At 62.8% G+C, this 21,297-nt stretch carries 17 protein-coding genes and 1 pseudogene; 8 read left to right on the plus strand and 10 right to left on the minus strand.

The annotated features are described in order from the left end of the window. Positions 1-43 precede the first annotated feature (43 nt). Both AC0L3L_RS07720 and AC0L3L_RS07725 read right to left on the minus strand, forming a co-directional pair. The gene (locus AC0L3L_RS07720; protein WP_473637138.1) at positions 44-802 is read right to left on the minus strand and encodes a crotonase/enoyl-CoA hydratase family protein; all 759 of its coding nucleotides are present in this window, start codon (positions 800-802) and stop codon (positions 44-46) included. Between the two features lie 56 nt (positions 803-858). Then, positions 859-2,628 carry an acyl-CoA dehydrogenase gene (locus tag AC0L3L_RS07725; protein ID WP_473637139.1) on the minus strand — a complete coding sequence of 590 codons (1,770 nt, stop codon included), beginning with the start codon at positions 2,626-2,628 and terminating at the stop codon, positions 859-861. 211 nt (positions 2,629-2,839) lie between these two features. Here AC0L3L_RS07725 and AC0L3L_RS07730 point away from each other — a divergent pair, with 211 nt between their 5' ends. Both AC0L3L_RS07730 and AC0L3L_RS07735 read left to right on the plus strand, forming a co-directional pair. Continuing rightward, positions 2,840-3,070 (plus strand): hypothetical protein, encoded by a 231-nt coding sequence (locus tag AC0L3L_RS07730; protein WP_473487650.1) that lies wholly within the window; start codon positions 2,840-2,842, stop codon positions 3,068-3,070. 169 nt (positions 3,071-3,239) lie between these two features. Beyond that, positions 3,240-4,346 (plus strand): glycoside hydrolase family 25 protein, encoded by a 1,107-nt coding sequence (locus AC0L3L_RS07735; RefSeq protein ID WP_473487651.1) that lies wholly within the window; start codon positions 3,240-3,242, stop codon positions 4,344-4,346. A 19-nt stretch (positions 4,347-4,365) separates the two neighbouring features. On the opposite strand, the gene purD is transcribed toward AC0L3L_RS07735, so the two are convergent. Continuing rightward, positions 4,366-5,643: a phosphoribosylamine--glycine ligase gene (gene purD, locus AC0L3L_RS07740; protein ID WP_473637140.1), complete on the minus strand. Its 1,278-nt coding sequence runs from the start codon at positions 5,641-5,643 to the stop codon at positions 4,366-4,368. A gap of 206 nt (positions 5,644-5,849) precedes the next feature. Between purD and ubiA the strand changes: the two genes are divergently transcribed. Continuing rightward, on the plus strand, positions 5,850-6,833 hold the full coding sequence (gene ubiA / locus AC0L3L_RS07745; protein WP_473637141.1) for a 4-hydroxybenzoate octaprenyltransferase: 984 nt from the start codon (positions 5,850-5,852) through the stop codon (positions 6,831-6,833). On the opposite strand, the gene AC0L3L_RS07750 is transcribed toward ubiA, so the two are convergent. From AC0L3L_RS07750 to AC0L3L_RS07760, 3 genes are all read right to left on the minus strand, one after another. After that, a complete protein-coding gene (locus AC0L3L_RS07750) occupies positions 6,834-7,400 on the minus strand; it encodes a DUF6101 family protein (protein WP_473637142.1) in 567 nt (188 codons plus the stop codon). Positions 7,401-7,584: 184 nt separating this feature from the next. Further along, positions 7,585-9,015 (minus strand): FAD-binding oxidoreductase, encoded by a 1,431-nt coding sequence (locus tag AC0L3L_RS07755; protein ID WP_473637143.1) that lies wholly within the window; start codon positions 9,013-9,015, stop codon positions 7,585-7,587. Between the two features lie 9 nt (positions 9,016-9,024). Then, the gene (locus tag AC0L3L_RS07760; RefSeq protein WP_473637144.1) at positions 9,025-9,996 is read right to left on the minus strand and encodes an L-threonylcarbamoyladenylate synthase; all 972 of its coding nucleotides are present in this window, start codon (positions 9,994-9,996) and stop codon (positions 9,025-9,027) included. A 176-nt stretch (positions 9,997-10,172) separates the two neighbouring features. On the opposite strand from AC0L3L_RS07760, the gene AC0L3L_RS07765 reads away from it, so the two are divergent. Then, positions 10,173-10,631, plus strand: coding sequence for a hypothetical protein (locus tag AC0L3L_RS07765; RefSeq protein ID WP_473637145.1), 459 nt, complete (start codon positions 10,173-10,175; stop codon positions 10,629-10,631). 130 nt (positions 10,632-10,761) lie between these two features. Here the strand turns inward: AC0L3L_RS07765 and AC0L3L_RS07770 are convergent, their stop codons facing one another. The 3 genes from AC0L3L_RS07770 to AC0L3L_RS07780 form a co-directional block, all read right to left on the minus strand. Continuing rightward, positions 10,762-11,091, minus strand: a complete 330-nt coding sequence (locus AC0L3L_RS07770; RefSeq protein ID WP_473637146.1) for a hypothetical protein — start codon at positions 11,089-11,091, stop codon at positions 10,762-10,764. A gap of 54 nt (positions 11,092-11,145) precedes the next feature. Further along, positions 11,146-13,593 carry a glycine--tRNA ligase subunit beta gene (glyS, locus tag AC0L3L_RS07775; RefSeq protein ID WP_473637147.1) on the minus strand — a complete coding sequence of 816 codons (2,448 nt, stop codon included), beginning with the start codon at positions 13,591-13,593 and terminating at the stop codon, positions 11,146-11,148. A gap of 404 nt (positions 13,594-13,997) precedes the next feature. Continuing rightward, positions 13,998-15,065 carry a glycine--tRNA ligase subunit alpha gene (locus AC0L3L_RS07780; RefSeq protein WP_473487661.1) on the minus strand — a complete coding sequence of 356 codons (1,068 nt, stop codon included), beginning with the start codon at positions 15,063-15,065 and terminating at the stop codon, positions 13,998-14,000. Between AC0L3L_RS07780 and AC0L3L_RS07785 the strand changes: the two are divergent. Both AC0L3L_RS07785 and AC0L3L_RS07790 read left to right on the plus strand, forming a co-directional pair. Next, positions 15,042-15,965, plus strand: a pseudogene (locus AC0L3L_RS07785) (NmrA/HSCARG family protein). The gene AC0L3L_RS07780 and the pseudogene AC0L3L_RS07785 sit on opposite strands and share 24 nt — an antisense overlap. Before the next feature lie 79 nt (positions 15,966-16,044). After that, entirely contained in the window at positions 16,045-17,952 is a 1,908-nt protein-coding gene (locus tag AC0L3L_RS07790; RefSeq protein ID WP_473637148.1) for a patatin-like phospholipase family protein, read from the plus strand. Between the two features lie 67 nt (positions 17,953-18,019). Here the strand turns inward: AC0L3L_RS07790 and AC0L3L_RS07795 are convergent, their stop codons facing one another. After that, the gene (locus AC0L3L_RS07795; RefSeq protein WP_473637160.1) at positions 18,020-19,795 is read right to left on the minus strand and encodes a tetratricopeptide repeat protein; all 1,776 of its coding nucleotides are present in this window, start codon (positions 19,793-19,795) and stop codon (positions 18,020-18,022) included. A gap of 298 nt (positions 19,796-20,093) precedes the next feature. On the opposite strand from AC0L3L_RS07795, the gene AC0L3L_RS07800 reads away from it, so the two are divergent. Both AC0L3L_RS07800 and AC0L3L_RS07805 read left to right on the plus strand, forming a co-directional pair. After that, a complete protein-coding gene (locus tag AC0L3L_RS07800; RefSeq protein ID WP_473637149.1) occupies positions 20,094-21,056 on the plus strand; it encodes a helix-turn-helix transcriptional regulator in 963 nt (320 codons plus the stop codon). A 47-nt stretch (positions 21,057-21,103) separates the two neighbouring features. Next, the gene (locus AC0L3L_RS07805; protein ID WP_473637150.1) at positions 21,104-21,232 is read left to right on the plus strand and encodes a hypothetical protein; all 129 of its coding nucleotides are present in this window, start codon (positions 21,104-21,106) and stop codon (positions 21,230-21,232) included. The last annotated feature ends 65 nt before the right edge of the window (positions 21,233-21,297 follow it).

The raw sequence follows: 21,297 nt of genomic DNA on the forward strand, positions 1-21,297 counted from the left end.
AGCCCAACGGTTCCGACTCGATCCCACCTATCAAATGCCGGGACTAAACACCTACCTTCTTCCTGGTCATGAAGGCCATCAAGGCCGCGCGGGCCTCGTCGGATTTGAGCCGCTCGCGGAAATGCTCGCTTTCCTGGCCGATGCGGGCAACGAGCTCTTCACGCGAGCCGCGCATCAGGTCACGCGCGATCTTCAGCGCTTGGGGCGGCTTGGCCGCGATCTGCCCGGCGACGGCAAGCACGGCGGATTCGAGCTCGTTCTCCTCGACCACCGCGTAGATCAGTCCGGCCGCTTTCGCCCGCTCGGCCGAAAAGCCTTCGCCGAGGCCAAGCAGCGCGAAGGCGCCTTGCCGGCCGAGAATCTGCGGCGCAAGCAGGCTCGACCCCGCCTCGGGGACCAGTCCGAGATCGACGAAAGGCGTGCAGAACATCGTGCGCGGTGTGGCGAAGGTCAGGTCGCAGTGCAGGTTGAGCGTGGTGCCGATGCCGACCGCGATGCCGTCGACGCCGGAAACCATGGGCTTTTCCGCCCTGGCCAGCGCCATCAGGAAATCCCAAACCTCGGCGCCGCCCTCGCCGCCGGTGGCGACGACCATGAAATCGGCAAGATCGTTGCCGGACGAGAAAGCGCCGGAAACACCGAGGAAGACGTGAACACGGATCACCGGATCCGCGTCGCCCTCGGCAAGGGTTTTGGACATTTTCGCATACATGGCGCGCGTCAAGGCGTTCTTCTTGTCCGGACGGTTCATGCGGATGATCTGGATGGCGCCCTGGCGCTCGACGAGGATATGGTCTGTCACGGGTGGTGGTCCTTTGTGAGACGCCGGGCTTTTGTAAAACGTCGACCTTGTGGATGTCAGGCAGAAATCAGTGTCTTGCCGGCAGCGGCAAGGCTTTCGGCGCCGCCGATGACCCGCTCCTTCAGCGCGCCCGCCTCGCCGAGCAGGTTTTCGGCGAAGAAACGGCAAAGGGCGACGCGGCTTTGGTCGGCAAGCGCACCGCGTGCCAGATAGGCGCCGCCCGCCGCAATCGAGATCAGCCGCAGATACGGCGTCGCACCGGCCAGCCCCTCGTCCGAACGCCCGTCGGCAAGCTGCCCTTGCAGGAAACGCGTCGCCTGGCCGAGGTCGTCGAGCGCCTGGTCGAGACTATCGGCGGTGCGGCCAAAACCCTGAAGATTTGAGGTCCGCACTTGATTGGCGACCGCTTTCAGTTCGGCGATGTAACCATGCACATGCTCGCCACCGCCAAGCGGCAGCTTGCGCACCACCAGGTCGATCGCCTGGATACCGTTGGTGCCTTCGTAGATCGGCGCGATGCGCGCGTCACGATAAAGTGCTGCCGCACCGGTCTCCTCGATGAAACCCATGCCACCATGCACCTGCAACCCGAGCGAGGCGACCTCAACGCCGACATCGGTGGAAAAGGCCTTGGCCAGCGGCGTCAACAGATTGGCACGTTCCTGCCAATGGGTGGCTTCATCGCCGACAGATACGCGCGCGTGGTCAATGGCATGCGCACAGGAATAGCTGATGGCGCGCGCAATCTGGGTCAGCGCCTTCATGGTCAGGAGATTGCGCTGCACGTCCGGGTGATGGACGATCGGCGCCATGCCATTGCCGTCATGGCTTGCAGCCTTGCCTTGCCGGCGGTCATTGGCGTAGGCGAGCGCCTTCTGCGTGGCCGTTTCGGCAACCGCCACGCCCTGCATGCCGACGGCGAGCCGCGCATTGTTCATCATGGTGAACATGCAGGCGAGGCCCTTGTTTTCCTCGCCGATCAGCCAGCCGATCGCGCCGGGGGTGGTCCCTTCGAAACCGTCGCCATAGATCATGGTGCAGGTCGGCGAGGCGTGGATGCCCAATTTGTGCTCCAGCCCTGAGCAGAAGACGTCGTTGCGTGCGCCCAGCGCGCCGTCGTCGCCGACAAGGAATTTCGGCACCAGGAACAGCGAAAGGCCACGCGTACCGGCCGGCGCGTCAGACAGCCGCGCCAGCACCAGATGGATGATGTTGTCGGTGAAATCGTGCTCGCCATAGGTGATGAAAATCTTCTGGCCGAAGATGCGGTAGGTGCCGTCGCCGGCCGGCTCGGCGCGGGCGCGCAAAGCGTTCAGATCCGAGCCCGCCTGCGGCTCGGTCAAGTTCATCGTGCCCATCCACTCGCCGGAGACGAGCTTTTCCAAGTATTTGGCCTTCAGCGCCTGTGAGGCGTGCTTGTCGAGTGCTTCGACCGCGCCCATGGTGAGCGTCGGGCCGATGCCAAAGGCCATGGCGGCGGAGTTCCACATTTCGAGCGCGGCGACGCCCAGCATGGTCGGCAGCGCCTGGCCGCCGAATTCCTCCGGTGCGGACAGCGCGTTCCAACCGCCGTCGATCCAGCGGCGATAGAGCGCCTTCCAGCCGGGCGGCATGGTGACGGCAGCGCCGCTCAGCACCGCGCCTTGTTCATCGCCGATCTTGTAGAGCGGCGCGACCTCTTCTGTGGCGAAGCGGCCGGCTTCCGCCAGAATGGCGTCGACGAGGTCTTCGCCAAGCTCGCCAAAGGTGCCGGCGTCGAGCGCCGGCTTCAGGCCGGCCACATGCTTCAGCGTGAAGGCGATCTCCTCGACCGGTGCCCGATACATGCCGCTCGCTCCTCCTCTGTCCGGCAGGGAAACTTAATATCCGTGCGGACACAAAACCATTCGCTTTTGGGTCGCCTCTCCCGCCTTCTTTTTACGTAAACGTCAAATTTTGTCACGCGGATTTTGCAATTGGAGCTGTTCACGCTAAAATCGGCAAAAAGCCGGACAAGTCGACCGGCGACAGATTCAAGAATACTGGATCGGACCGCCCGTGCTCGCCAGACCTGACGCCTTTCGCTGCATCGAATGCGGCCTGCCCTATCGAGCGGCAGGTTTTTGGCACCATCGGGGCAAGATCGAGGACGGCGCCGCCTATTGGTCGGATCGCGGCATTCTGTGTTCGCCGCAATGCTCGCTGGCCCATCATCGCAAGCGCCAGGCTGAGGGAACGCTGCCGCAAGCGCCGGCGCCCGACCCGTTCCAGCCGCTCTCCCCCCGTTGATGGCCAGTAAAGCCACCACCGGCAGAATTGCGGCATTCGCCGCGGGCCGCCGAAAGTATTTCCTTAACCATGGCGGTTCAGGATCAGGTTTTGGCCAGCAAGGATCTGCTGTTTGAAGCCGCCGGCGCACCCTCTTCGCCGCCTAGGACTCCTCGTCGTCGCGACCGCGATGACAATGGTGTTGGGGCCGACACAAGCCTCGGATTTCTCCGCGCCGTGGAAGGATGCCGACCGGGCGCTGGTGATCGACGCCTACGAATACAATCCCATTGATTGGGCTGAACTTGCGACCGACAAGCGGATCGTCGGCTTCATCAACAAGGCGTCCGACGGGATGCCGCCAGTCTATTTCTGTTTCGGCGACGAGACCGAGACGCGGCTCTGCAAGACGCTGTGGAAGCGCCATGCGGTGGCACAGGAACTGTTCCAGACGCGCAAGGTAGTGGCCAAGGCGCTCGGCCTGAAATGGGGCGCCTATCATCTCGCCCGCCCCGGCAACCCTGTGGGACAGGCCAATAATTTCATCAATTTCGCGAAACCTGGTCCGGATGACCTGCTTGCCCTCGACATCGAGGATGACGACCCCACGAAATGGATGTCGCTCGAGGATGCAGAGGAGTTCGTGCGCCATGTGCATCGGCGACTGGGCCGCTTTCCGGTGCTCTACACCAACGGCAAGACCGCCAGGCACATCGCCGACAATAAGTACAAATACCGGCTCCTGTCGCGGCTGCCGCTCTGGTATGCGCGCTACAAGCCGGACATCGGCGTGCATTTTCCGATGGGCAACTGGCAAGGCTACGCACTCTGGCAGTTTTCGGCAAAAGCCAATTGCGGACGGTTCCGCTGTCCTTACCGGGTGGCCGGCACGCCCAACGATATCGACGTCAATGTCGCACCGATGGATGCCGCCACATTGCGCGCGCAATGGCCCTTCGGCGGCCTGATCGATGCGCAGCCGGATTACCTCGCCTCGATACCGGTGCCTCTCTCGCGCGAGGCCGGCCTTGCGGGCAATGCCATCACCTACGCCACCGTGGTGGCATCACCGACCTTCTCCGAAATGATCGCCATGTTCAGCGCCCGCTGGGCCAAGTTCCGCAGCAGCTTTCAAATGCCTGCTGTGAAGACGTTGCTGCGCCTTCCGCGCGGGATTGCCGAATATGTGGCCTGGACGCGGAAAGAAAAGCCCTCCGCATCAGCCGTTGAAGCCGCGCCCGCCGCCAGCGATCCGGTCAGCACCGCATCAACCGAGTTCGACCGTGGCCTGCGCTGAAGCTGAAAGCCGTTCGGCGTCAGCGCGCCTGCTCGCGCGCGACGGCCTGCCAGCCGATGTCGCGGCGGCAAAAACCTTGCGGCCAATCGATCCGGTCGAGCGCCGCATATGCTCGTCTCTGCGCCTCGCCGACCGTGCCGCCGACGGCCGTGACGTCGAGCACACGGCCGCCATTGGCGACCAGCGCGCCGCTACTGATGGCGGTGCCGGCATGAAAGATCTCGACGCCATCGCCCGCGGCCTCTTCGACGCCGCGGATGACCGAGCCCTTTTCCGGCGTGCCGGGGTAACCCCTTGCCGCCATCACCACGGTGAGTGCCGCCTCGTCGCGCCAGCGCACTGAGGTATGCGCAAGCTGGCCGTCGGCAGAAGCGTTGAGCAGGACCAGGAGGTCGTCCTTCAGCCGCATCATCAGCACCTGGCATTCCGGGTCGCCGAAACGAGTGTTGTATTCGATCAGCTTCGGCCCCTCGCCTGATATCATCAGCCCGGCAAACAGCACGCCGGAAAACGGCGCGCCAAGTTCGGCCATGCCGCGCATGGTCGGCTCGACGATCTCGCGCATGGTGCGCTCGATCATCTCCGGCGTCATCACCGGGGCCGGCGAATAGGCGCCCATGCCGCCGGTGTTCGGGCCGATGTCGCCGTCGCCGACGCGCTTGTGGTCCTGTGCGGTGCCGAACGGCAGCGCGGTGGCGCCGTCGCACAGGCAAAAGAAACTCGCCTCCTCGCCGGTGAGAAACTCCTCGACCACGACCTCGGCGCCGGCCTGTCCGAAGGATCCGTCGAAACAGGCATCGAGTGCTGCCAGCGCATCGGCCAAATTCATGGCGACGGTGACGCCCTTGCCGGCGGCGAGGCCGTCGGCCTTGATGACGATCGGCGCGCCCATCTTTTCGACATAGGCCCTGGCCGACGCAAGGTCGCCGAAACGGCCATAGGCGGCGGTCGGGATGTCGTATTTCGCGCAAAGATCCTTGGTGAAACCCTTCGAGCCTTCCAGCCGCGCCGCCGCCTTGGACGGGCCGAAGACGCGAATGTTTTCAGCGCGGAGGTCGTCTGCAATGCCAGCGACCAGCGGCCCTTCCGGCCCGACCACGACGAGGTCGATCTTTTTCTCCGTGCAGAACCGGGCCACCGCCGCATGATCGGCAATGTCCAACGTCACCAGTTCGGCTTCTTGGCCGATGCCTGGATTGCCCGGCGCCGCGTAAAGCTTCGTCAGCAGCGGCGAGGCCGCGATCTTCCAGGCCAGCGCATGTTCGCGGCCGCCGGAGCCGATCAACAAAACACGCATGCCCAGATCCCTTGCCATTCCACGATCAGGACTGCGCTATTGCGCCCCGGACGATGGGTCAAGACATTTGGATGGTTTGGGACCAATTGCGCACGGGAACGTCGGGCGTCAACGGGGAAAGGCTGGTTCGCCGCCTACGATATTTTACGGCATGACCATTTGGCTTGATGCTTGACGGCGTTCGCCTCTGCTGCCACTTCAGCACGATGGAACCCATCCAATCGAAAGCTGCCCAGGGCCGCGTCGCCGATGCGCCGAGCGGCCACTGGGTCTACCGCATTCTGCCGCGCTGGCTGTGGTCCTATGCGCAGCTTGCCCGGTGGGACCGGCCGATCGGTTGGCAGTTGCTGCTGTGGCCATGTTGGTGGTCGGCAGCCCTTGCCGCAAGTGCCTATCCACGCCCTACTGATCCACTGCTCTCGCTGCTGCCGGCGCCATGGTATCTCGTGCTGTTCCTGATCGGCGCCATCGCCATGCGCGGCGCCGGCTGCACCTATAACGATCTGGTCGACCAGGACATCGACAACCAGGTGGAACGCACGCGCTCGCGGCCGCTGCCGGCGGGAAAGGTCACCCGCCGGCAGGCCTGGGCGTTTCTCGTTATCCAGGCATTGATTGGACCCGCTGTGCTTCTGCAGTTCAACAGCTTTGCCATCCTGCTCGGCATCTGCTCGCTCGCCGTCGTCGCCATCTACCCATTCATGAAGCGATTCACCAACTGGCCGCAACTGGTTCTCGGCCTTGCCTTTTCCTGGGGTGCGCTGATGGGATGGGCGGTCGAATTCGGCGATCTCGATGGCCCGCCCGTCATGCTCTATATCGGCTCGATCCTGTGGGTGATCGGTTACGACACGATCTATGCGCATCAGGACAAGGAGGACGACGCCATCGTCGGCGTGCGTTCGACCGCACGCCTGTTCGGCGACAACACCAAGACCTGGCTCGTTGGGCTTTATGGCGGGGCGCTGGTCTGCTTCGCCATCGCCTTCGCCTCGGCGCAGGCGCCGGTGCCGGCGCTGGCCGGGCTGATCGCCGCCGGCGCCCATATGGCGCAGCAGATAGCAAGGCTGGACATCGACGATCCGGACCAGTGCATGCTTCTGTTCAGATCGAACAACCAGGTCGGCTGGCTGATCTTCCTTGGCCTGATCGGCGGTGGGCTGTGGGTGGCGTTGAAGCCGCTGGTGTAGTTATTCGCGCGAGATAATTTCCTGGCCGCCAATCACCAGCCTGAGGCCGAGATCGCCGGCCCTGCGACGGGCGAGGAAGCGCGGACGACGCGTGGTCGAAACCCGACCCTTGCGGCGGTTCTGCGCCGGCAATGTCTTGATGATGGCGCCAAGCGATTCCTCCAGCGTGCGGGCGATGCCGTCCGATTCGATCAGAAGCATCGGCAGGCGGTAGGCAGCGGCCCAGGCGCGCCAGTCGGCGGCGACATCCTCGAGATCGTCGGCCACCAGCAGCGGCACCGACAGCATCGGATCATTGTGCAGAAGCTCCAGCGTCACCGTGACATTGCCATCCGGATCCTCCATCGCGCGGGCGGCCACGCCACGAAACGCGTTGGCAGGCAGAGCGATGAACGCTGGCACGCCGCTCATCTCCAGCATGCGGCGAATGACGGCGCCACGGTGGTCGATGGTGAAGGTAACGTCGCCATAATCGTCGCGCGTGGCGTAGCTCACCACCTGCGGCAGGCGGAATGGGTCGAGGCGCATGTTGCGCCCGGCCCAGACTGGCTTCAGTCCAGTGTTCATATTGTGCCTTTCCTGTCTCTCCTGAGAGCCGGTCTTCCGGTTCTCCGGGCCGGTTTTTCCAGCCTCGTTATGGGGAAACGTTAGCGCGGGCTTCTTATCGCAGCGCTTAAGAAAGTCGGTTAAATTTTGCTGATCTCAAGGGGATGGTTATCGGAATGCGACCATTTGCAAGACATCGAAAGGATCAGATAACCTTACCGGGATTCATGATGCCGGCCGGGTCGAAGGCCGTCTTCACCCTACGCATCAATTCGATCGCCATCGGCGGCGCCGTCGCGATCAGTTCATCGCGCTTCAGCTGGCCAATGCCGTGCTCGGCCGAAATCGAGCCGTGGAAGCTGCGCACGACATCATGCACGGCCTTGTTCATGGCGTGATAAAGCCCGAGAAACGTTTCGTCATCGCCGCCGATCGGCCGGGAGATATTGTAGTGGAGATTGCCGTCGCCCATGTGGCCGAAACAGACCTCGCGCGCGCCCGGGCTGACCGATTGCACGGCGCCGGCCGCTTTTTCGATGAATTGCGGGATGGCCGCCACCGGCACCGAGATGTCGTGCTTGATCGAGGCGCCTTCGGGCTTCTGCGCCTCGGGCAGCACCTCGCGGAAATTCCAGAAGGCATCGCCCTGCGTGATGCTCGCCGCAATCACCGCATCACCGACGATCTCCTGTTCGAGGCCGGCTGAAAGCACCTCTTCGATCAGGGCCCTCGCATCCTCCGCCGAGCGGCCCGAAGAGATCTGCATCAGCACATACCACGGCCAATCCCCGGACAGCGGCCGCACGATGCCTGGCGCGTGCAGAAGCGTAAAGTCGAAGGGCCTCTGGCCGATCAGTTCGAACGCGGTGAGCGCGGCACCGGCGCGATCCATCGCCAGGCTGAACAGAGACAGTGCCGCCTCAGGTGACGACAGGCCGGCAAAGGCCACTTCGCGCCCCTTGGGCTTGGGGAAAAGCTTGAGCACGGCGGCGGTGATGATGCCGAGCGTGCCCTCCGCGCCGACAAACAGGTTCTTCAGATCGTAGCCGGTGTTGTCCTTCTTCAGCTTGCGCAGATCATCGAAGACCTCGCCAGTCGGGAGCACCACTTCGACGCCGAGGCAGAGCTCACGCGCATTGCCATAGGCGAGCACGCCGGTACCGCCGGCGTTGGAAGAGAGATTGCCGCCGATCTGGCAGGAGCCTTGCGCAGCAAGCGACAGCGGAAACAGCCGGTCGGCGGCATCGGCCGCTTCCTGCAGCGTCTGCAGGATGACGCCAGCCTCGACGGTAACCGTGTTGGACAGGATGTCGATCTCGCGGATGCGGTTCAGCCGCGACAGCGACAGCACGATCTCGCGGCCGGACATATCCGGCACCTGCGCGCCGACCAGCCCGGTATTGCCGCTTTGCGGCACCACCGGCGTTCCCGTCTCGGTCGCCAGCCGCATAATGCGGCTGACCTCGTCGACGCTGCCGGGCTTCAGCACCAGCGCCGTTCGGCCATGCCACAGGCCGCGCCTTTCGGTGAGGTAGGGCGCTATGTCCTGCTGGTCGCGAAGCGCATATTTGTCGCCGACGATGACCGCAAAGCGGTCGATGAGGGCGGGGTCGATATCCCGGGATATGTCGTTCATAGTTGGAAACTATGGCCCTGCGTCGATCTTGTCACGAGGGGCGGCGGCGCGCGAAAGCCGGTCGTTGATCGCCTCGCCCAGCCCATCGAGGGGGATCGGCTCGACGGCGATTGTCTTGGCGCCGCTGCGATCGAGATCCTGCATATGGGCAAAGAGGTTGGCCGCGGCCTCGCGCAGATCGCCGGTCGCGGACAGGTTGCGCAAGGCGGCAGCGCCTTGCCAGCCTTCAGCACGGCGGGGGCCGAACGCCAGCAAGGCTTCGCCCTTTGCAACTTTTGCGGCGTTGACCCGCACCGCAGCACCAGGCGCGTAATGCGAGGCGAGCATGCCCGGCGCCTCGATGCCCGCCGCACCGCGCGACAGCTTCGCGCCGGCGGCCGCTTCGATCTCCTCGGCGGCAATGCCTCCCGGTCGCAGCAGCCGCAGCTTTCCGCCCTCGATCTTCACGATTGTCGATTCGAGCCCGACGGACGTTGCGCCGCCATCGACCACCAGCTTGATTTTTGCACCAAGATCGGCCGCCACTGCCTCGGCCGTCGTGGCGCTGATCTTACCTGAGGAATTCGCGCTGGGCGCGGCAAGCGGGCGTCCGAGCCTGACGATCAGTTCGCCGCCAAAGCCTTTCGGCATGCGCAGCGCGATCGTATCGAGCCCGGCGGTGACCAGCGGATGAATGCCGTTGCCAGGCCGCTGCGGCAGCACCAGCGTCAGCGGTCCCGGCCAGAATGTCTGCGCCAGTCTTTTCGACAGCGGATCGAACAGCGCGAGGCGCGCGGCCATCGCCAGATCGGCGACATGGGCGATCAGCGGGTTGAAGCGCGGCCGGCCTTTGACCTCGAAGATGCGCGCCACGCCCACGCCATTGGTGGCGTCGGCGGCCAGCCCGTAGACGGTTTCCGTCGGAATGGCGACGACATCGCCGCGTTCGAGCAGCGCCAGCGCCCGCTCCATCGCCTCGCCGGCGGCAAGTATCTCAGCCACTCTCATCACCTTACAGATGCGGGACCTCACAGATGTGGGTGCGTAATACGGTGACGTTTACGGGGCAAGTCCGGGCGTTAGCGAATTATCAAATCGCTAAAATGCTAGCTTTCCTCGCAAGCCCGCATCAATTCCCGGACGATATGGTACCGACTTGTTGGGCAAGGGGAACTATCATGGTCTGGGTGCGTATCCTGGCAGCGCTCGGTCTCACTCTGGCGGCGGGCGGAGCACAGGCTTCGTCATTCGTTGTTCTCGGTGCACCATCCTCGACGCCATCCGTCGTCAGGCTCGGCGCGCCTGAAGCGGTGAAGATGGCTGGAAGCTCCTCGACGCCATCGATCGTGGCGCTCGGCGAACCAGTGCCCGACGTCACCTATGAAAAAGTTGCTGCGATCCCGAGCCAGCCCAAGCCCAAGCATGATTTCATGCAAAGCCCGATGATCATTCGCGGCGGCATCGTCGGCGACGCCTTCGCAAAGCCGGCCCCCAGCGTCGCACCTGCCGCGACAACCGCTGTCGCAGCACCTGGGGCGGCCACCAGATCCGACAAAAAGATAAGTGCAACGAACAGCCCGCCTGAGCCCGCAACGCCGCAACCGACGCCCATTCCCGAGATCGACCAGGCCAGATAGCCGTTCGAGGCCAGGACGACGCTCGCGCGCCGCCTGGTTCATTGAGTAAAATTCCGTCGCCTGAAAAACCTCATGCCGCGACTTCTTCGTCCGCGTCGGTGGCGTCCGACTCTTCCTCTTCGTCGGTGTCCTATTCGTCAGCGTCCGGCGCTTCGGCCTTCACGCCGTCGTCTTCGTCTTCCTCGTCCTCGTCGTCATCGTCATCCAAGAGGGTAGCGGCTTTGTCGTCTTCAGCGCCTTCCTCGGCCGTCGCGTCGCTTTCGTCGTCACCGTCCTCATCGTCTTCCGACAGATCGGCAGCTTCGATCGCGACAGCGGCCTCGTCGAGGGTTGTTTCGGAAGCGGACGCAACCGCTCGGCGGGAGTTTCTTCTGTCACTTCGATGTCGCGAGCGGAATTCATGGAAGCCTCCGCGGGGTTGGGGAGCATGTTCCCGGTGCCACGCAGAGATCATCGTCATATGACTGTAAGCTGGCACGAATCGGCTATTGGGAAAGAAACATTTTCCCAAGCCTCAGCCGGCGATTTTCGAGAAATCCGCAACCTGGTCGGTGGCTGCCCGGATGCGTGCCAGCAGTGCCAGACGATTGGCACGAACGGCCTGGTCCTCATCATTCACGAGAACGCGTTCAAAGAATGAATCAACCGGCTCACGCAACGCGCTAAGCGCCAGCATGGCGGCGGAAAAGTCTTCATTGTGAATCGCTTGGCCGGCTTCCTTCTCGGACTGATTCACCGCGGCGAACAGCGCTTTCTCAGCCTCTTCCCGGAATAGAGCCGGCTCAACACGTTCGGCAACCGTCGTTTTCTTCTTCTCCTCGGCAGCCAGGATATTGGCCGCACGCTTGGTGCCGGCAAGCAGGTTCTTGCCGTCCTCGGTGTCGAGGAACGTGCCAAGTGCTTGGACGCGGCGGACGATTTGGAGCAGGTCGTCGGACCGCGAAGCCCCCTCATCCGGCCGCTCTGCGGCCACCTTCTCCCCGAGGGGAGAAGAGGTCGCCAACGCTGGTGCCAACCTCTTCTCCCCAGCGGGGAGAAGGTGGCCCGAAGGGCCGGATGAGGGGGCTTCGCCACTTGACAACACCGCGTCAATCAGATCGTGCCGCGCGCCCTGGTCGCGGAGATAGACCTTCAGGCGGTCGTGGAAGAAGGCGAGGAGATCGGCGCTAAAGGGCCGTCCGGACGCGAGATAGTTCGCCATCTTGTAAACGCGGTCGAAGAGAGATGTCAGCGCAAGCCGGACACGATTCTCGACCAAAATCCTGATCACTCCCAGCGCCGCCCTCCTCAGCGCATACGGGTCCTTTGACCCCGTCGGCTTTTCGTCAATCGCCCAGAAGCCGACCAGCGTGTCGAGCTTGTCGGCGAGCGCTACGGCCACCGATACCGGGTCGGTCGGAACACGGTCGGACGGGCCCTGCGGCTTATAATGTTCCTCAATCGCGGCGGCGACCGAGGGATGCTCTCCCTGCAGCAGCGCATATTTGCAGCCCATGGCGCCCTGCAATTCCGGGAACTCGCCGACTACCTCGGTGGTGAGGTCGGCCTTGGCCAGGACGGCAGCACGACGTGCGAGCGCGGTAATCTCCCCCCTTGAGGGGGAGATGTCGCCGAAGGCGACAGAGGGGGTCGGCACGTCCTGACGCGACGCCCTATCGCGGACAGAGAATGCCGGCGTTTCACGCGAGACAACCCCCTCTGGCCTGCCGGCCATCTCCCCCTCAAGGGGGGAGATCGACTTCGCCACGATCGGCGCCAACACCTCGGCAAGCCGCGCAATGCGCTCAACCCGCTCACCCTGCGTCCCGAGCTTGGCGTGGAAGGTGACGCCGAGATGGTCGAGACGGGCCATGCGCTGGTCGAGCGGCTTTTTGAGATCAAGCCCGAACTTTTCCGCCGATGCCTGCAACTGGTCGAGATCAGGCAGGTCGCCCTGGTCGGTCTTCCAGAAATAGAGCGCGTCGGACAGGCGGGCGCGCACCACCTTGCCGTTGCCGTGGGCGATCTCCTTGCCACCGTCGCTTGCTTCGATGTTGGCGGTCAGGATGAAGCGGTTGGAAAGCGCTTCACCGACACCCGGTGGCCGCGTAACGAAGCACTTCTGGTTGGCGCGGATGGTCAGCCGGATCACCTCGGCCGGAATGGCGAGAAAGTCCTGCTCGAACTCGCCCATCAGCACGACAGGCCATTCGACCAGGCCTGACACTTCCTCGAGCAGCCCCTCGTCCTCGACCAGATCGAGCCCGTTGGCGAAAGCGAGATTCCTGCCGTCGGAAAGGATGATCTCCTTGCGCCGGTCGGCGTCGAGCACGACCTTCGCCGCCTCCAGCTTGGCGGCATAGTCGTCGAAGCGGCGCACGGTGATCGCGCCCGGCGCATGAAAACGGTGGCCGTAGGTGACATTGCCCGAGCGGATGCCGTCGATCTCGAAGTCGACGACCACCGGCTCCTCGGTCTCCGGGCCGAAGGTGCAAAGGATGGATTGCAGCGGCCGTACCCAGCGCAACGATCCGGGTTTCGCCGAGGCCGGCCCCCAGCGCATCGATTTCGGCCATGGAAAGCCGCGGATGATGCCCGGCACCAGTTCGGCGATGATTTCTTCCGCCGCCCGGCCCGGCTTCGCAATATGGGCGACATAGAAGTCGCCCTTCTTCGGATCGGCATGGACATGCGCCTCGGCGATCGAGGAAAAGCCGGCCTTGCGCAGAAAACCTTGCACCGCCTGTTCGGGCGCCTTGGTCGAGGGTCCCTTGATCTCCTCGCTTATGTCCTTCGAGCGCGCGGTCACGCCGCGAATGTCGAGCGCCAACCGCCGCGGCGTCCAATATTCGCGCGCCGCCTCATAGGTCAGCCCGGCCTCGACCAAACCGTCCGTCATCATCTTCTTCAAGTCGCCCGCCGCCTTGCGCTGCATGCGCGCGGGAATCTCTTCCGAACGGAGTTCTAAAAGCAGGTCGGGCATTGATTGTGCTCACGCGGCAAAATGGTCCGGGCGGGGCATAGCAACTCGGCTGGCCGCTGTCACCCTTCCCCATGCAATCGGCGTGTCTACCGACGATTTCCAAAAAATTTCCGCTGCCTGTCGGGTCGAAGCGGGGCTATCCGTCCTTGGGTCAAAGATTTCCATGAACCGAACGCAGCGCTGAAGCGACCAACGCTCAGGCAGGAAACTATTGGCTGAACGACCATGAAGACGGCATCGACATTCCTACAGATCCTCGCGCTCAGCGCCTGTTTCGCAGCGCAGGCTCATGGGACGTTCGCGATGCCTGGCGTTAGACAAGCGCTGCGGACGATGGCTGGCTCCAGCGGCCAAGGCGTATTGCCAATCAGCGCTTCAGTCGAAATCGCAAATAGCCTCTGGAGCTAAGCCGCCAGCCCGCCAGCCTGCGTCAGCAAAAACGCCTCGCCGCAGGCTTTCGCCAGATTGCGTACCCGCAAGATGTAGCTCTGCCGCTCGGTGACGGAAATCACGCCGCGCGCGTCGAGCAGGTTGAAGACGTGGCTGGCCTTGATGCACTGGTCGTAGGCGGGGAATACCAGGCGGTGGTTCCCCTCCCCTTTGGGGGGAGGGTGGCCGGACGAAGCCTGGCCGGGAGAGGTCGCTCGGGCAGTGCTCGACGTCCTACTTGCGGTGCCTTCTGAGGCAACCCCCTCTGCCCGCTTCGCGGGCATCTCCCCCTCGAGGGGGGAGAAGGGCGCGCCGGCATCGAGCAGCGCCTTGCACTCGGCTTCGGCGTCCTCGAAATGCCGAAGCAGCATCGCCGTGTTGGCGAATTCGAAATTGTGGCGCGAATATTCCTGCTCGGCCTGCAGGAAGACGTCGCCATAGGTCACCTTGTCGGCGCCCTCGCGGCCGTTGAAGTTGAGGTCGTAGACATTGTCGACGCCCTGCACATACATGGCCAGCCGCTCCAGCCCGTAGGTGAGCTCGCCCGCCACCGGCGCGCATTCGATGCCGCAGACCTGCTGGAAATAAGTGAACTGCGACACTTCCATGCCGTCGCACCAGCACTCCCAGCCCAGCCCCCAGGCGCCGAGCGTCGGGCTTTCCCAGTCGTCCTCGACGAAGCGGATGTCATGCAGAAGTGGATCGACGCCAATGGCCGACAGCGAGCCGAGATAAAGCTCCTGCAGATTAGCCGGGTTCGGCTTCAGGATCACTTGGTACTGGTAATAGTGCTGAAGCCGGTTCGGGTTCTCGCCGTAGCGCCCGTCCTTGGGCCGGCGCGAAGGCTGCACATAGGCCGCGTTCCAGCGCTTTGGCCCGAGCGCGCGCAGCGTCGTCGCCGGATGGAACGTGCCGGCGCCAACTTCCATGTCGTAGGGCTGGAGAACGACGCAGCCATAGTCAGCCCAGTAGTTATGCAAGGTCAGGATCAGCTCCTGGAACGAGCGGCTGGGATGCATATGGGCTGGGATATCAACAGTCACGGCGGCCTCGACGGGAAAGGCGGGGATGCGGCTCTCCCTAGAGCGCCCACCGGCAAGCGTCAAGGCAAGGGGCCGGCCGCAGAGGCGTGTCCCAGCAAAAACCGCGAACTCGCCGAGGAAGTCGTCGAAGCAGATCTGGACCGCCCGGAAAGCCTCAAAGCTGCATTTGAAGGGGCATACGGCGTCTTTCTGGTCACCAATTTTTGGGAAGAAGGTACCGACGAGTTCAAGCAGGCAACAGCAGCGGTGCGCGCCGCCAAAGAGGCCGGCGTCCAGCATTTTGTCTAGTCAACGTTGCCCAATGTAGAAGCAATCAGCGGCGGCAAGCCCCACGTTCCCCACTTCACCGGCAAAGCCAAAATTGATTGGATCGTGAAGAAGGCCAGCTTTGCGCATCATACGTTCGTTATCGCGCCATTTTTCTACCAGAACTTTGTGGGCGCACTTGCTCCGCAAAAGCAGGAAGATGGAAACCTGGGCTGGGCTCTTCCCCTTGATCCGGACGTACGTTGCATTCACATGGGCGACATCACCGAACTCGGCGACATCGTGGCCGGCGCATTCGGACACCCGGATGAGCCAGGAAACGGCGAGCATCTGCCTTTGGTCGGTGATTTCATAAGCTTCAATGAAATCGTCGACACGCTGAAACGGCAGGGACATAAGATTTCATTCAAACAAGTCCCAACGGACGTTTTTGCTACCTCTTTTCCTGGGGCCGCCGAGGTGGCAGGGACTTTTAGCTACTTCCAGGTTCACACTTACCTTGGCCCGGGTCCGCACGACGAGATTGCGCTTGCAAACAAAATAGCAGGCAGGCAAGCGAGCAGGTTCGCGATGTGGGCTCAAGTGAATTTCCCGGCCCAAAAGACGGACGCCGAGAGCGGCGTGGCGGCCTGATCGTGGCCCTTGCTGGGAGCCAGAGAGCGCCCAGCGGTCAGTCCCGCGCCTCAGCCGTTCGGCGGCTCTCATGTGTGGTATGGTGTCATTCGGCAGGGCGTCCAGCACCCTCGAGGAGACAAAAGTCATGGATTCCCAAGGGATGGCTCAGATGTCCTCCGTCGATTCTCTTGCAGCGAGTTTATTGTCGGCGACATTGATGTTCGATCGGGCGTCGTTGCTGGCGCTCGAGGCTTTAGCTGCCGAATCCGACCGTCGGGTCCTGAGACGCGGTGAGGTTCTGGTTCGCGAAGGCGATGCGTCGGACAGGTTTTTCATCGTGCTGTCTGGACGCTTTACGGTACACAAAGGAGATTCGACTGGCTCGGTCGCCGAGATCGCACAGGGTGAACTCATCGGTGAAATCGGTTTCTTCGCAGGACTACCCCGCACGGCCACTGTCCTTGCAGCGCGCGATTCGATCGTCCTTGAAATCGGTCGCAATCATTTCGAGAAGGCGGCCGAGACATTGCCGAGCCTGAGAGAGGCGGTCACGGTATTTCTGGCGCGCCGGTTTGCCACCCAATCTCCGAGTTCGTCGCGTCTCAAGGAACCTGCCAAGATCCGGACGCTTGCGATCATTGCAGCCGGCGGAAGTCGCATCTCACCGGTGCTCATCCAGCACCTGCGGCAAGCGTTCGGCGCGGCCACGCGCGCTCGGTTCGTTTCCCGGCTTGAGATCCAAGCGAAGTTCCCAGGTCTTCCGATCGACGACCAGCCGATCCTTAACTGGTTGAACGAACTGGAGGCGGAAGCCCAATTCATCGTCTATGTTGCCGATGAGGAACCTAATGAATGGACCCAAGTCTGCATTCGCCAGGCCGATACCGTCCTGTTGCTGGCCAACGCGTCCTGCTCGCCTCGCCTGAACCCGTCTGAGGAACTGACGCTAGCGGTCCATCCGCCATCGACCAGTCGGCTTGTCCTAATTCACGACAATCGCTCGGCAGCGGTCTCCGGTACCTCTGCATGGCTCGATGAGCGACCCTATGTTGACCAGCATCATCATGTTGCGCTGGACGGCGGGTCTGATTTCCAGCGCCTGGTCCGATTTATTTCGGGCAAGGCATTGGGCTTCGTGGCGGCAGGGGGTGGGTCCCTCGGCAGCGCTCATTTAGGCGTCTACAAGGCTTTCGTTGAGGCGGGCGCTTGCTTCGACTATCTCGGCGGGACAAGTTCCGGAGCGGCGATGATGGCCGGCTTCGCAAGAGGCTTGGATGCCGACCAGATCGACCGAGGCACCCACAACATATTTATCAAGAGCCGGGCGTTTCGCCGTCCCACCTTGCCGCATTTCGCGCTTCTGGATCACAAAGCGTTTGATCGGGCTCTTCGGCTGGAATACGGCGACGTTCTGATCGAGGATCTTTGGCTTCCGTTCTTTGCGCTTTCGACCAATCTGAGCAGCCGTCAGCCCCATGTCCACCGTCGTGGAAAGCTCTGGCACGCCGTTCGGGCGTCGGGCTCCATCCCGGGCGTCCTGCCGCCGTTCTTTACAGATGACGGCGATATGCTGGTGGACGGCGCTATCATGAACAATTTGCCGCTGGAGCAGATGACGGAGCTCAAGACCGGACCCAATGTCATCGTTACCTTCGGGACGAGTGCACCGCAGAAATACGACATAGACTATGACCGCATCCCCGGAGCTTCCGAACTGGCATTGGCCTTGCTGAACCCTTTCGGTCGTGCCCGCTTGCCTCGGGTTCCCAGCATGCTTCAGGTCATTGCCTCGAGCATGCTGGCACACCGGCCGCAGGACATTGCCGTCGGCGAAGAGGATATCTTGGTCTGTCCGGAGGTTCCGAACACGATCAGCTTCATGGATTGGAGTCGGCATTCCGAGTTGTTTTCGGATGCCTACGACCGTACGACCCGATGGATCGAGGAACATCTCCGCCAGAACGACTCAGGGCTCCGAGCGGTGCTCGGCACCGAGCACGATTAGCATGGCTTATAGTCCAGACCCTTAGCGACAGCGGCGACGAGCCCCGCATAATCGAATTCAGAAGTATTCAGCCCTTCGGCGCGGGCGCCGGCTCGGGCTTGACCTTCGGGGTTTCCTGCGCTGTGTTGGATTCGATCGGCGGCAGGCCCTTTAGCAGTTTCTTCTGCAAGGCGGCGAGCACGTCGGGATCCGGCTTCAGGTCGCGGGCCTGGTTCCACTGGAAGGTGGCTTCCAGCCTGCGGCCGACGCGCCAATAGGCATCGCCGAGGTGATCGTTCAGCACCGGATCTTCCGGCTTCAGCGACACGGCGCGCTCCATTTCGCGCACAGCGTCTTCAAACCTGCCCATGCGGAAATAGGCCCAGCCCAGCGAATCGACGATGTAGCCGTCGCTCGGCCTGAGGTCGACGGCCTTCTGGATCATCTGAAGGCCTTCCTTGAGGTTGACGTTCATGTCCACCCAGGAATAGCCGAGATAGTTCAGAACCTGCGGCTGGTCGGGGAACAATTCCAGCGCCTTGCGAAAATTCGGCTCGGCCTTGGGCCACTCCTTCAGCCGCTCATAGGCGATGCCGCGCTGGTAGAAAATATTCCAGTCAGCGCGGGTCGGGGACTTCAGCATCGCTACCGCATTGTCATAGAGACCAGCCGCGGAGCGGAAATCCTCCTTTGAGGCATAGACGCCACCGAGCGCCTGATAGGCACGCATGTCGTCGGGATGCGCTTGGACGAGGGCCTTCAGATGGGCGATGGCCTCGTCATAGCGGTCGAGATCGGCAAGGTTGAGGCCGAGCTGCAGTTCCGAAAGCGCCTTCAGTGGCGAACTGGCCGGGATGCGGCGATAGAAGGCGATGGCGCCCTCGCCGTCCTTCAACTGCTCGGAAACGGCGGCGAGTTGGACAAGGGCCGCGTCGCTGTCGGCCCGCAGTGCCAGGGCATATTGAAGATAGAGGCGAACGAACGGCTCGCCGCCACCGCGATTGAGCGCGGTGGCGAGATCGAGCAGAATTTCCGAGGCGCCGTCGGACGGGCCTACAACGAAGGGTTCGACCTTCTCGCCCTTGGTGATCTTGTCGCGAAGCGCTGATATCTCGACCTTGCCGGGGGCAAATGCCTCGGCCTGATCGAGCACGGAAAGCGCCTTGTCATTGTCGCCCTTGCGGGCAAGGAAGGAGGCATAGGCCTGCGCATTGCGCATCCAGGTTTCGGGCGCGGCGGCGCCGGTCGCGGTGTCCTGCAAGGTCGCGGCGTAAATGGCATCCGCCTTTTCGGGCAGGCCCGAGGCATCGGCGATAAGCGCGCGATGGAAGGATTTGAAGAGGCCGAACCAGTCCGGGCCCTGCAGTCTGTCGATCGAGGCCATGGCCTCGCCGGGGTCGCCGGCGCCCTGCTTGGCCCAGCCGGTCATGACGCCGGAGATCAGCCGGTCGAGATCGGATTCGAGCGAAAGCTTGAGCCAGTATTCGGCCTTGGAAAAGTCCTTCTTGTGAAAGGAGCCGACGGCCAGCGCCAGGCGCGAGAACCGCTCGACGTCGGGAACCGTCTTGAGCTTGTCTGCATAGACCAGGGATTCTTCGAAGCGCCCTTGCGCGATCAGCGACAGCATCAGGCTTTGCTGCAACGAGGTATCACCGGGAGCGAAGGCGAGCGCCTGCTTGTAGTAGGCGATGGCGCTGTCGAGATCATTGTCGCCTTCGGCGACCCGCGCGGCAAGATAGGCCCCCGAGAACGACGTGATATTGACCGGCTCGGTGGTCTCTTTGGCATAGGCGGGCAGACCGGAGATCGCCATGCCCGTCACAACTGCCAGCCCTGTCAGCCAGCGCGCACATCCTTGCCGCATCGTATCCCTTTCAGTCAAAGCCATGCCCGCGTCAGCGGGATCGCCGTAGACTCGATCTTTTCCAGGTAAAGCATGGCCTTTTTGGGGTCACGCTTCAACCCGGCCCGAATTCACAATCGGGTCATGCTATCAAAAACCACGCGAAAATGCGCCCAACTGCGACCGTCGACCGCGCTTTGCCGGCCTGACGCGCCGCCGGCCTGTCCTGCTGCAGCACCGGCGCCGCTATGCCGTAAGCGATCCGTAAGCGGCGGGCGGCGAAAGTTTACGCAGCGGAATGATGCGTGGAACTGTGCAGATGGATGCCGTTGCTTCGCCCAGGAAGATGCCGATGCTGGAAATGCCGCAGGACCAGCAGGCCTTCGCCATTGTCGATCGAATCTACGAAGCGGCGTTCGCGGCCGAGCTGTGGCCGGAGGTATTGGCGGCGGGAAGCGCGATCTCCCGCTCGGCAAACGGCGCGATCTTTGTAGTCAGCGATCATTCGCCGGTCCGCGCCATCACCGAAACGCATGTCCAGCCCTTGCTCGACGCGTTCATGAAGGGGGATACTTGGCGGTTCTCCGAGAGCGTGAAGCGCATGTGCGCCGCGCAGCCGGCAACCTTTGTGTGGGTCGATAATTTCATCATCTGCGAGGAGATCGAGTGCGATCCCGTTCGCAAAAGTGCCACCGCGTTTGGCATCGGGCCGCATCTGTGCACAGCCATCCCCATGCCTGGCCGCGAGCTTGTCCTTTTTGTCTTCCAGCGCTGGCTGAAGGACGGGAGTTATGACCAGGCCGCAATCGGACTGTTGAACGGACTGCGTCCGCACCTCGCACGGGCGAGCCTTGTCGCCGGGCGCCTGGGCCTGGAACGGGCCAGGACCGCCGTATCCATTCTCCGGGAAATCGGGCTGCCGGCCGCAATCATGAATGGATCGGGCATGAGTGGATCGGGCCGTGTGCTGACGGCCAATCCGCTTTTCGAAGACATGGCCGACGTCTTCCTTCCCACAGCCCATGGCGGCATCGCGATTGCCGATCAAACTGCAAACGCGCTGTTCCAGCAGGCGATCGCGCAGAACCGGGATAACCGCGTCGTGCGGTCCATCCCCGTCGCTGCCATCAAGGGGCGGTCCGCGCTGGTCGTTCACCTGTTGCCGCTGCGCCGCGCCGCGCATGATATTTTTTCGGGCGCGGACATTCTCGTTGCCGCAACCGTGGTCGGCATCGGCGCGACTGTTCCATCGCCCAGTATCTTTCAGGCCTGTTCGACCTGACGCCGGCAGAAGCCCGGCTCGCCGTCGAGCTTGCCTCGGGCCTTTCGGTGCAGGAGGCGGCCATGGAAATCGGCATCGCCGTCAAATCGGCCCGCACCTATCTCGAGCGAATTTTTCGGAAAACCGAAACCAGCCGTCAGAGCGAGCTCGTGGCGCTGCTGAAGAGTCGTCCGTGAAGAACTCGGAATGCTTTGATTCTGTTTAACAATTTCCCCTGATTTGAGGTTTCAGATTGCCGAAT

This window comes from Mesorhizobium sp. WSM4849 (genome assembly GCF_055811385.1).

Coding starts and splice junctions, on each gene's coding strand:
- AC0L3L_RS07725 (WP_473637139.1), bottom strand. CDS start 2,628: ATGTATCGGGCACCGGTCGAGGAGATCGCCTTCACGCTGAAGCATGTG.
- AC0L3L_RS07735 (WP_473487651.1), top strand. CDS start 3,240: ATGACAATGGTGTTGGGGCCGACACAAGCCTCGGATTTCTCCGCGCCG.
- purD (WP_473637140.1), bottom strand. CDS start 5,643: ATGCGTGTTTTGTTGATCGGCTCCGGCGGCCGCGAACATGCGCTGGCC.
- ubiA (WP_473637141.1), top strand. CDS start 5,850: ATGGAACCCATCCAATCGAAAGCTGCCCAGGGCCGCGTCGCCGATGCG.
- AC0L3L_RS07750 (WP_473637142.1), bottom strand. CDS start 7,400: ATGAACACTGGACTGAAGCCAGTCTGGGCCGGGCGCAACATGCGCCTC.
- AC0L3L_RS07755 (WP_473637143.1), bottom strand. CDS start 9,015: ATGAACGACATATCCCGGGATATCGACCCCGCCCTCATCGACCGCTTT.
- AC0L3L_RS07765 (WP_473637145.1), top strand. CDS start 10,173: ATGGTCTGGGTGCGTATCCTGGCAGCGCTCGGTCTCACTCTGGCGGCG.
- AC0L3L_RS07770 (WP_473637146.1), bottom strand. CDS start 11,091: ATGACGATGATCTCTGCGTGGCACCGGGAACATGCTCCCCAACCCCGC.
- glyS (WP_473637147.1), bottom strand. CDS start 13,593: ATGCCCGACCTGCTTTTAGAACTCCGTTCGGAAGAGATTCCCGCGCGC.
- AC0L3L_RS07790 (WP_473637148.1), top strand. CDS start 16,045: ATGGTGTCATTCGGCAGGGCGTCCAGCACCCTCGAGGAGACAAAAGTC.
- AC0L3L_RS07795 (WP_473637160.1), bottom strand. CDS start 19,795: ATGCGGCAAGGATGTGCGCGCTGGCTGACAGGGCTGGCAGTTGTGACG.
- AC0L3L_RS07800 (WP_473637149.1), top strand. CDS start 20,094: ATGGATGCCGTTGCTTCGCCCAGGAAGATGCCGATGCTGGAAATGCCG.